Here is a 350-nt window from a genome sequence, read left to right as displayed (position 1 = left end):
AGCTGGTCGGCGAGGTGCTGGCCGTCATCCGGCAGATCGCCAAGGAAGGGATCACGATGATCATCGTCACCCACGAGATGGGCTTCGCCCAAGACGTGGCCAATCATGTCGTGTTCATGGACGGCGGCGTCATCGTCGAGCAAGGAGAGCCCAAGCAAGTATTCGGATTTCCCAAGGAAGAACGGACCCGACAGTTTCTCAGGCGCATCACGCCGGAGAGTTCCTATTCAATCTAGTTCCCTATTTGATCTGACCAGACAGGAGGAGCAGGCATGAGCTTTTCATTTGGCATACTCGATCAGAGTATTGTGTTCCCCGGGTATACGGCAGCGCAAGCGCTGGCCAATACG

General features: G+C 55.7%; 1 pseudogene. It reads left to right on the top strand.

The features are described from left to right. Positions 1-236 (top strand): annotated as a pseudogene (locus PA598K_RS15335) (amino acid ABC transporter ATP-binding protein); the annotation flags it as partial. Positions 237-350 lie beyond the last annotated feature (114 nt).

This window comes from Paenibacillus sp. 598K (assembly GCF_003851045.1).
GTDB lineage: Bacteria > Bacillota > Bacilli > Paenibacillales > Paenibacillaceae > Paenibacillus_D.
The sequence above is the reverse complement of the archived record's forward strand: the minus strand, read 5'-3'. Positions and strand labels throughout refer to the sequence as shown.